Origin of the sequence: Streptomyces sp. NPDC127190, assembly GCF_042672505.1 — a bacterium.
Classification (GTDB): domain Bacteria; phylum Actinomycetota; class Actinomycetes; order Streptomycetales; family Streptomycetaceae; genus Streptomyces.
In genome coordinates, this window is record NZ_JBHXVE010000011.1 from 55909 (window position 1) to 64585 (window position 8677).

10 protein-coding genes and 1 tRNA gene are annotated in these 8677 nt (G+C 71.6%); 6 read left to right on the top strand and 5 right to left on the bottom strand.

All coding sequences use genetic code 11. The features are described 5' to 3' along the window. Positions 1-129: 129 nt before the first annotated feature. Complete coding sequence (locus tag ACFVIU_RS18620) at positions 130-489, bottom strand: GroES family chaperonin (RefSeq protein ID WP_385843650.1); 360 nt, start codon at positions 487-489, stop codon at positions 130-132. Between the two features lie 79 nt (positions 490-568). Then, positions 569-898, bottom strand: a complete 330-nt coding sequence (locus ACFVIU_RS18625) for a DUF3618 domain-containing protein (protein ID WP_385843652.1) — start codon at positions 896-898, stop codon at positions 569-571. A 93-nt stretch (positions 899-991) separates the two neighbouring features. Between ACFVIU_RS18625 and bcp the strand changes: the two genes are divergently transcribed. Both bcp and ACFVIU_RS18635 read left to right on the top strand, forming a co-directional pair. Next, positions 992-1459 (top strand): thioredoxin-dependent thiol peroxidase, encoded by a 468-nt coding sequence (gene bcp / locus ACFVIU_RS18630; RefSeq protein WP_385843653.1) that lies wholly within the window; start codon positions 992-994, stop codon positions 1457-1459. A gap of 39 nt (positions 1460-1498) precedes the next feature. Continuing rightward, positions 1499-1582, top strand: a tRNA-Leu gene (locus ACFVIU_RS18635). An 11-nt stretch (positions 1583-1593) separates the two neighbouring features. Here the strand turns inward: ACFVIU_RS18635 and rdgB are convergent. Together rdgB and ACFVIU_RS18645 are read right to left on the bottom strand one after the other, a co-directional pair. Continuing rightward, positions 1594-2196 (bottom strand): RdgB/HAM1 family non-canonical purine NTP pyrophosphatase, encoded by a 603-nt coding sequence (rdgB, locus tag ACFVIU_RS18640; RefSeq protein WP_385843655.1) that lies wholly within the window; start codon positions 2194-2196, stop codon positions 1594-1596. Positions 2197-2242: 46 nt separating this feature from the next. After that, positions 2243-3580: an SGNH/GDSL hydrolase family protein gene (locus ACFVIU_RS18645; RefSeq protein WP_385843657.1), complete on the bottom strand. Its 1338-nt coding sequence runs from the start codon at positions 3578-3580 to the stop codon at positions 2243-2245. A 219-nt stretch (positions 3581-3799) separates the two neighbouring features. Between ACFVIU_RS18645 and ACFVIU_RS18650 the strand changes: the two genes are divergently transcribed. The 3 genes from ACFVIU_RS18650 to ACFVIU_RS18660 all read left to right on the top strand — a co-directional run bounded on the left by ACFVIU_RS18650 (position 3800) and on the right by ACFVIU_RS18660 (position 7636). Further along, positions 3800-5116 carry a DUF445 domain-containing protein gene (locus tag ACFVIU_RS18650; protein ID WP_385843658.1) on the top strand — a complete coding sequence of 439 codons (1317 nt, stop codon included), beginning with the start codon at positions 3800-3802 and terminating at the stop codon, positions 5114-5116. Positions 5117-5239: 123 nt separating this feature from the next. Continuing rightward, positions 5240-6760 (top strand): MFS transporter, encoded by a 1521-nt coding sequence (locus ACFVIU_RS18655; RefSeq protein WP_385843659.1) that lies wholly within the window; start codon positions 5240-5242, stop codon positions 6758-6760. Positions 6761-6871: 111 nt separating this feature from the next. Then, positions 6872-7636 (top strand): hypothetical protein, encoded by a 765-nt coding sequence (locus ACFVIU_RS18660; protein ID WP_385843661.1) that lies wholly within the window; start codon positions 6872-6874, stop codon positions 7634-7636. Between the two features lie 57 nt (positions 7637-7693). Here ACFVIU_RS18660 and ACFVIU_RS18665 read toward each other — a convergent pair whose 3' ends face one another. Then, positions 7694-7996 carry a hypothetical protein gene (locus ACFVIU_RS18665; RefSeq protein ID WP_385843662.1) on the bottom strand — a complete coding sequence of 101 codons (303 nt, stop codon included), beginning with the start codon at positions 7994-7996 and terminating at the stop codon, positions 7694-7696. Between the two features lie 184 nt (positions 7997-8180). On the opposite strand from ACFVIU_RS18665, the gene ACFVIU_RS18670 reads away from it, so the two are divergent. Continuing rightward, on the top strand, positions 8181-8606 hold the full coding sequence (locus ACFVIU_RS18670) for an Hsp20/alpha crystallin family protein (protein WP_385843664.1): 426 nt from the start codon (positions 8181-8183) through the stop codon (positions 8604-8606). Positions 8607-8677: the final 71 nt, after the last annotated feature.

Consider the following 8677-nt stretch of genomic DNA (forward strand, 5'->3'; position numbering starts at 1 on the left):
GTTCCGGGGGGGTTGTTTTTGGCCCCAATCGCGTTCGGGGGTGTCTCGGGGGCCACCCTTACACAGAAACAACACGAACGGGGGCGGGGCCGGGCCCCCCCCCCCCCCCCCCCCTTCCGTCATCAGGCCCTACAGGTACAGGCCCGTCGAGTCCTCCGAGCCCTCGAACCGGTCCGCGGCCACGGCGTGCAGATCCCGCTCGCGCATCAGGACGTACGCGACGCCCCGCACCTCGACCTCGGCCCGGTCCTCCGGGTCGTACAGCACCCGGTCGCCCGGCTCCACGGTCCGCACGTTCTGGCCGACCGCGACGACCTCGGCCCAGGCCAGCCGCCGGCCGACCGCCGCGGTCGCGGGGATCAGGATGCCGCCCCCCGACCGCCGCTCGCCCTCGCCGGACTCCTGCTTGACCAGGACCCGGTCGTGCAGCATCCGGATGGGCAGCTTGTCGTGCTGGGGGGTGCTCTGCTCGTTTCTGTTGGCGCTCACGCCTTGAACCTACCTGCCTTCGTCCCGCCCGTCGGCGTCCGGGTCAGTTCCTGCGTCCGTCCTTGCGTCGGTTCCCGGGTCAGTTCTTGCGGCGCCGGGAGCCCAGGGCGAACAGCCCCACGACACCGACGGCGAGCAGCGCGACCGGTACGACCCGCTCCACGCGCAGCGTGCCGGTCTCGTCCACGAACTGCGCCCGTACCTCGCTCACCACACGGTTGACCTGGACGTACGCCCGGCCGACGGTGTGATCCACGTTCGCGGCGAGCTTGGCCTTGGCATCCCCGACGATGGTCTTCGGGTGCACCCGCACCCCGATCTCGTCCAGCGTCTCGGCCAGCACTTCGCGGCGGCGCCTGATGTCCGCCTCGATCTGCGCCGGGGTTCTGGTGTCCGACGTGTCCGCCACCGTACGGCCTCCGAAGTCTTCTGATGCTGTCCCGAACAGTCTGTCAGCTTCTGCTGCCAGCGCACCGCAAGGCCCCCCGGTTACCCTGGCCCGATGAGCGAGCGACTCCAGCCGGGGGACGTGGCCCCCGCCTTCACCCTCCCCGACGCCGACGGCAACCAGGTCTCCCTTGCGGACCACAAGGGCCGCAAGGTCGTCGTCTACTTCTACCCCGCCGCACTCACCCCGGGGTGCACCAAGCAGGCCTGCGACTTCACCGACAACCTGGAGGTGCTGGCCGCCGCCGGCTACGACGTCATCGGCATCAGCCCCGACAAGCCGGAGAAGCTCGCCAAGTTCCGCGAGCAGGAGTCCCTCAAGGTGACCCTCCTCGCCGACCCGGACAAGCAGGTCCTGGAGGCCTACGGTGCCTTCGGCGAGAAGAAGCTCTACGGCAAGACGGTCGTCGGCGTCATCCGCTCCACGGTGATCGTGGACGAGGAGGGCAAGGTCGAACGCGCCCTGTACAACGTGAAGGCCACCGGCCACGTGGCCAAGATCATCAAGGATCTGGGCATCTGAACGCGCCGCCCGGCCGCTAGCATGGCCGGGCAGCACCAGGCGGCCGTGGTGGAACTGGCAGTCACGCTGGGTTTAGGTCCCAGTGGGGTAACTCCCGTGAGGGTTCGAGTCCCTCCGGCCGCACCGCAGCACACCTAGCCGAGCAGCTCCCGCACCACCGGCACCAGGGCGCGGAACGCCTTGCCGCGGTGGCTGATCGCGTTCTTCTCGGCCGGGCTCAGCTCGGCGCAGGTCCGGCTCTCGCCGTCGGGCTGGAGGATCGGGTCGTAGCCGAAGCCGTTCGTGCCCGCGGGCGCGTGCCGCAGGATTCCGCGCAGCTGCCCCTCGACCACCCGTTCCCGGCCGTCCGGCAGGGCGAGCGCCGCCGCACACGCGAAGTGGGCGCCGCGGTGCCCCTCCCCGATGTCGGCGAGCTGGGCCAGCAGCAGCTCCAGGTTGGCCCGGTCGTCGCCGTGCCGCCCGGCCCAGCGGGCGGAGAAGATCCCGGGGGCGCCGTGCAGCACGTCCACGCAGAGCCCGGAGTCGTCGGCGACGGCCGGCAGACCGGTGGCCTGGGCGAGAGCGTGCGCCTTGAGCAGGGCGTTCTCGGCGAAGGTGACGCCGGTCTCCTTGACGTCGGGGACATCCGGGAAGGCGTCCGCGCCGACGAGTTCGTGCGGCAGTCCGGCCTCGGCGAGGATCGCCCTCAGCTCGGTGATCTTTCCGGCGTTACGGGTGGCGAGGATCAAGCGGGTCATGCGCCCCAGTATTCCCCGCCCCACCCCGACGGCCCCGCCCGCCCCGCTACAGCTCCGCCTGGCCGGCGTTCTTCAGGAGGTTCAGGTTGAAGACCTGGGCCATTCTGGCGAAGCCCAGGTCGCTGGGGTGCAGGTGGTCGCCGGAGTCGTAGTCGGGGCGCAGCCGATGGGGGGCGTAGGGGTCGCGGAGGGCCTGGTCGAAGTCGACGACCGCGTCGTACACCCCGCCGGCCCGTATCTCCGCGTTGACCTGCTGCCGTACCGCCTCCTTGGCCGGGGTCCAGCCGCGGTGGCCCTCGACGGGCATCAGGGTGGCGCCCACGACCTTCAGCCCGCGGGCGTGCGCCTCGCGGACCAGGGTGCGCAGACCGGCGGTGACGCGGTCCGGGGCGGGGGGTGTGCGGTGGCGCAGGATGTCGTTGACACCGAGGTCCACGACGACGACCCGGACGCCGGTCCGGGAGAGCACGTCGCGGCCGAAGCGGCCGAGCCCGCTCTGGTTCTCGGCGGGCCGGCCGAGTCCGTCGGTGAGCACCTCGTTGCCGCTGATGCCCTCGTTCACCACGCTGTAGCGCGGCAGCCGCCACCCGCCGCGGAGCGCGCCGCGCAGCCGGCCGGCGAGGACGTCGGTCCAGCGGTGGTTGGCGCCGATGGTGGAGGTGATGCCGTCGGTGATGGAGTCGCCGAAGACGACGACAGTGCCGTCGGCCTCCTCGCCGAACACGTCCAGCGCGGTCACATAGCGCCAGTACGGCGTCCGCCCGGTGTACGGCAGCCCGGTGGAGTCCTCGGTACGGTCCCCGGCGGCGACGTACGAGATCTGCCGGGCGTGCGGATGGAAGGTCACCGGGCCGGACGCGACGGGGGAGTAGGTGGTGACCAGCACATCGCTGCCGGCCGGGACCGCGAGGCGCACCGCGTCGCTGACGACGTCGTGGCCGGCGGGGACGGTGACGCCGGTGGCGCCGTCGAAGGTGAGGCGCCGCATGCTCTCCGTGTCGGCCGCGGCGGTGCCGTCGCCGGTGGAGAGGGCGAGGGTGGCGTGCGTGATGGTCAGCGGCGACTGGCCGTACAGGTTGGACAGCGTGATCCGGGCACTCGTACCGCCGATGGCCGCGTGCACGACGTTGCGCACCGAGCGGCCCGCCAGCCCGGCCGCCTCGGTGCCGGGTTCGCCGCCGACCGGCGCGGTGGACCAGGCGGTGGCCCAACTGCCGGTGGAGGCGGGCGCGGCGGAGGAGCCGCGGTGCGGGCGGTCGTCGGCGAGGCTGCCGCCGACGGGGCCGCTGTCACCGGCAGCCGCGATGAGCCAGATCGCGCTGCACAGTGCGATGACGAGCGCGCCGAGCGCACTCAGTACGGCATAACCCTGACGCTTGGTCACGCTGGTGTCGTTCTCCTCGGGAGACGGGAGTCCGTTCTCCTCGGGAGAGGGGACTCCGAGGCTCCGACCTTGATGGGTCCATGATGCGACAGGGGCCGGGGAGAGCTGACAGGGCCCTGTCCAAACCCCCGTTCCGACAGACGCCGGGAACTCCTGTTCCGTTCCGGGAGTCGGTCAGGAAGGGACAATTGTGTGCGGGATCACCGACGGGTGGAGCTGATGGAACCGACCGAGACCGAGACAGCGCCGGGGCGGGGAGTGTCGTACCGGACCATGACGGCCTTCACCCCGGCCGACGAGGAGCGCCGGCGCGGGGTGCGGCGCATGAAGCTCACGGCGACCGGCATGCTGCTGTTCGTCGCCGTGGTCTACGTCCTGGCCAGGCTGGCCGGGCACGAGGGCGCCGGCCCCTGGGCGGGCTATGTGGCGGCCGCCGCCGAGGCGGGCATGGTCGGCGCGCTGGCCGACTGGTTCGCGGTGACGGCCCTGTTCCGGCACCCGCTCGGCCTGCCCATCCCGCACACCGCGATCATCCCCACCAAGAAGGACCAGCTGGGCATCTCGCTGGGCGAGTTCGTCGGGGAGAACTTCCTCTCCCAGGACGTCGTACGGCAGCGGCTGCGCGCCGTCGGCATCGGCAGCCGGCTGGGCGCCTGGCTGGCCGAGCCGGCCCACGCCGACCGGGTCACGGCCGAACTGGCGACGGCCCTGCGGGGCGCGCTGACCGTGCTGCGGGACACCGACGTGCGGGCGGTGGTGAGCGAGGCGATCACCCGGCGGGCGGACGCCCAGGAGATCGCACCGGGTCTCGGCAAGCTGCTGGACCGGATCGTCGCCGACGGCGGGCACCGGCGGGTGGTCGACCTGGTGGTGGGCCGCGCGCACGACTGGCTGGTGCTGCACCGCGCCGATGTGATGGACGCCGTGGAGGGCGGCGCGCCCGGCTGGACCCCGCGGTTCGTGGACAAGAGGGTCGGCGAGCGGGTCTACAAGGAGCTGCTGCGATTCGTCACCGAGATGCGGGACATGCCCTCGCACCCGGCGCGCGGCGCCCTGGACCGCTTCCTCACCGACTTCGCCTCCGACCTCCAGTCCGACACCGACACGCGCGCGCGGGTGGAGCGGCTCAAGGGCGAGGTGCTGGGCCGGGGCGAGGTGCAGGACCTGATCGGCTCCACCTGGTCGGCCGTACGCTCGATGATCGTCGCGGCCGCCGAGGACGAGCGCAGCGAGCTGCGGATGCGGGTGCGGGCCGCGCTGCTCTCGCTGGGTGCGCGGATGGCGCGTGAGCCGAAGGTGCAGGGCAAGGTCGACAGCTGGGTGGAGGGTGTCGCGGTGCACATCGTGACCACGTACCGCCGCGAGATCACCTCGCTGATCACGGACACCGTGGCCGGCTGGGACGCCGAGCACACCACCCGGAAGATCGAGGCGCACATCGGCCGCGATCTGCAATTCATCCGGATCAATGGCACGGTGGTGGGATCCCTGGCGGGACTGCTGATCTACACGGTGTCGCGGATGGTGGGCGGCTGACGCACCGGGGGGCCGGGTGGCCGACGTGCGGGGCGCGCCGGGCGCCGGGCGCCTGAAACCGCGCAAGGCGGGCACTTGTTCCGCTGTCCTTCACAGGGACGTCCTTCAACGAGGAGGGAGCCCATGGCCGCAGCCGAGACACCGACGCCGTACTCCGAACAGCCCGCAGGGACCGGTCGGACGATCACCACCGACATCCCCGCCCGCCTCGACCGGCTGCCCTGGTCGCGCTGGCACTGGACGATCGTGATCGGCCTCGGCACCGTCTGGATCCTGGACGGCCTGGAGGTCACGGTCGTCGGCAACATCGCGAGCCGGCTGGCGGAGCCCGGCAGCGGTCTGTCGATCACCTCGGGCCAGATCACCGGCACCGCGGCCGCGCTCTATGTGGCCGGCGCCTGCTCCGGAGCACTCTTCTGGGGCCGGCTCACCGACCGCTTCGGCCGCCGGAAGCTCTTCATGATCACCCTGGCGGTCTATCTCGCCGCGACGGCGCTCACCGCGGTCTCCTGGGAGGCCTGGTGGTTCTTCCTCTTCCGCTTCCTCACCGGCTTCGGCATCGGCGGTGAGTACGCGGCGATCAACTCCGCGATCGACGAGCTGATCCCGGCCGACTACCGCGGCCGGGTCGACCTGATCATCAACGGCAGCTTCTGGCTGGGCGCGGTGGGCGGCTCCCTGCTGTCGATCGTCGCCCTCGACACCTCCCTGCTGCCCGCGGACGTCGGCTGGCGCCTGACCTTCGCCCTCGGCGCCGTCCTCGCCCTGGTCATCCTGCTCGTACGACGGCATGTCCCGGAGAGTCCGCGCTGGCTGCTGATCCACGGCCGGGACCAGGAGGCGGCGGAGATCGTCACCGACATCGAACGCCGGGTGGCCGAGGAGAAGGGCGTACGGCTGCCCGAGCCGGAGGGCCGGCTGGAGATCCACCAGCGCCGCAGCGTCACCTTCCGGGAGATCGCCCGCACGGTCTTCGGCCAGTACCGCCGCCGGGCCGTCCTCGGCTTCTCCCTCTTCATCGGTCAGGCGTTCCTCTACAACGCGATCACCTTCGGCTTCGGCGCGATCCTCACCAAGTTCTTCGACGTGCCGGCCGACCGCACCGGCTACTACTTCGCGGTGATCGCGGTCGGCAACTTCTGCGGCCCGCTGCTGCTCGGCCACCTCTTCGACACGGTCGGCCGACGCGTCATGATCTCCTCCACCTACCTCCTGTCGGGCCTGCTGCTCTTCGGCACGGCCTGGCTGTTCGACCGGGGCGTCCTCGGGGCGGGCACCCTGACGGCCTGCTGGTGCGCGGTGCTCTTCTTCGCCTCGGCGGGCGCCTCCAGCGCGTACCTCACCGTCTCCGAGATCTTCCCGATGGAGACCAGGGCGATGTCCATCGCCTTCTTCTACGCCCTCGGCACCGCCGCCGGCGGCATCAGCGGTCCGCTCCTCTTCGCCGACCTCACCGGCACCGGCCGGGTCGGCGACACGGTCCTCGCCTTCCAGATCGGGGCGGCCCTGATGTGCGCGGCCGGTCTGGTCGCCGCCGCGCTGGCGGTACCGGCGGAACGCCGCTCCCTGGAGGACATCGCCCGCCCGCTGACGGCGGCGGCGAGCCGGACAACCCCGGCACCCCAGGGCTTTTCGGCAGAGTGACGAGAAGCCCCTGAAGATCGGCTAGAGTATCCGCCCGTGGCACCCGGCCCACGGGCGGTCCCGCGTCGGCGTGCCCCTGTTTGACGGATCTTCGGGGGAGTCTCGGCGCTCATGCTGTCCGGTTTCGTGGAATTCTTCGAGTGGCTGAACAGCCTTGCCCGGCACGAGGACCGGGTGCAGGACCCGCTCATGGCGGGCCTCCAGGCCTTTCGCACGACGCTGGGGCTGGTGGCCACCGTGTGGCTGCTGGTGGCGTATCCGATCACCGAGGGCGGGGAGCAGTTCGTCCTCGGCAAGGCGGAGGACCTGGTCGTCAGCGGCGGGATCACCTTCGCCGTCGCCCTCGTCGCGATGATCGCGTTCGTCGCCGCGGCCCGCGCACCGCTGAGCGGGCGCTACGCCGCCCGGCTGGTCGGCCCGGCCCGCTCGATCGGACTGATCCTGCTGAGCGCGGGGGCGGTGTGGCTGCTGGTGGAGCTGATGATGGGCAACATCATCACGCCGTACGACTTCGGCCACCACGGCATCCTGCTCAGCCTGCTGATCCTGGCGGCCTTCGGCATCGGCTGGGTGGCCTGCCTGATCGGGGTGGTCTTCGCGGTGGTGCTCACGCTGGTGGCCCTGATCGCGGGCGTGAACTCCTGCTTCGCCCTCGGCGAGGTGCACGAGATACTGCCGGCCCTGGTCTCCCCGCTGCTGGTCTGGACCCTGCTGGTCATCAACCTCTTCGAGGGCCCGGACGTGGCGGCCCCGCCCTCGGTCCTCTATACCTTCCTGCTCGGCGGCCCGGTCTCGGTGACGCTGCTGTCGGTGTGGGAGATACGCCGGCTGCGCACCCGGCACGGGGTGACGCTGCGGGTGGCGCTGGGCCGGTAGAGCCCGGACTCACCGGGGGCGCCGCAGCCCGGGCTTTCTGAAGTCGGGGCCGGTGTCTCAGCCGCGCCGGTCCGCCACGGCCCAGGAGGCGAGGGCGACGGCGCCGGCCACCCCGAGGACGGACGGCCAGGCCCCGATCTTCTTGGCCAGCGGATGCGACCCGGCGAACGCACCGACGTACGCGACGGTCAGCGCACCGGCGGCCACCCCGCCCGCCTGCCGGCGCCACTGCTGCGCGGCGGCGACCCCGGCGGCGGCGAGGACGGCACCGCCCAGTTGCCGCTTCTTCGTCCAGCGGGCGACGCCGTACCCACCGACGAGTCCGCTCGCGGCGACGACCGCGCTGGGGACCTTGGCCATACCTGCCTCCTCGATCTCTGATCTCTCTCCGCTCAAGGCACTTGAGGCTAACGCGCACACCGGCAGCGGCCCGGCCATGAGCCCAGCCTTGTCAACTTTCCAGCTGCGAGCTATATAAGAACGCGAGGGACAAGAACCCGTAGGGCATCGCACCCGGTAATTCCTGAGGAGAGGAGTGACTGTGATGCTCATGCGCACCGACCCCTTCCGCGATCTCGACCGGCTCGCGCAACAGGTCCTCGGCACCAACGCCCGGCCGTCCGCGATGCCGATGGACGCCTACCGCAGCGGCGAGGACTTCCTGGTCCACTTCGACCTGCCCGGCGTCGACCCCGAGACGATCGAACTGGACGTCGAGCGCAACGTCCTCAACGTCCGCGCCGAGCGCCGCAGCCCCGCCCCCGAGGAGGCGGAGATGCTGGTCGCCGAACGGCCCACGGGCACCTTCACCCGTCAGCTGTTCCTGGGCGACACCCTCGACACGGACCGCATCGACGCCTCGTACGACGCAGGCGTCCTGACCCTGCGCATCCCCATGGCCGAACAGGCCAAGCCGCGCCGCATCCAGATCTCGGGCGGCGCGGGCGACCGCAAGCAGATCAGCGGCTGATCCCGGCCGGGCCCCCGGGGCGGCCCCCCCCCGGGGCCGGCGGGACCCGGGCCGGTCGCGTAGAAAAAACA

Excerpts from the sequence above, each read along its gene's own strand:
- ACFVIU_RS18670 (WP_385843664.1), top strand. The coding sequence starts at position 8,181 with ATGCTCATGCGCACCGACCCCTTCCGCGATCTCGACCGGCTCGCGCAA.
- ACFVIU_RS18655 (WP_385843659.1), top strand. The coding sequence starts at position 5,240 with ATGGCCGCAGCCGAGACACCGACGCCGTACTCCGAACAGCCCGCAGGG.
- ACFVIU_RS18665 (WP_385843662.1), bottom strand. The coding sequence starts at position 7,996 with ATGGCCAAGGTCCCCAGCGCGGTCGTCGCCGCGAGCGGACTCGTCGGT.
- rdgB (WP_385843655.1), bottom strand. The coding sequence starts at position 2,196 with ATGACCCGCTTGATCCTCGCCACCCGTAACGCCGGAAAGATCACCGAG.
- ACFVIU_RS18650 (WP_385843658.1), top strand. The coding sequence starts at position 3,800 with ATGGAACCGACCGAGACCGAGACAGCGCCGGGGCGGGGAGTGTCGTAC.
- bcp (WP_385843653.1), top strand. The coding sequence starts at position 992 with ATGAGCGAGCGACTCCAGCCGGGGGACGTGGCCCCCGCCTTCACCCTC.
- ACFVIU_RS18660 (WP_385843661.1), top strand. The coding sequence starts at position 6,872 with ATGCTGTCCGGTTTCGTGGAATTCTTCGAGTGGCTGAACAGCCTTGCC.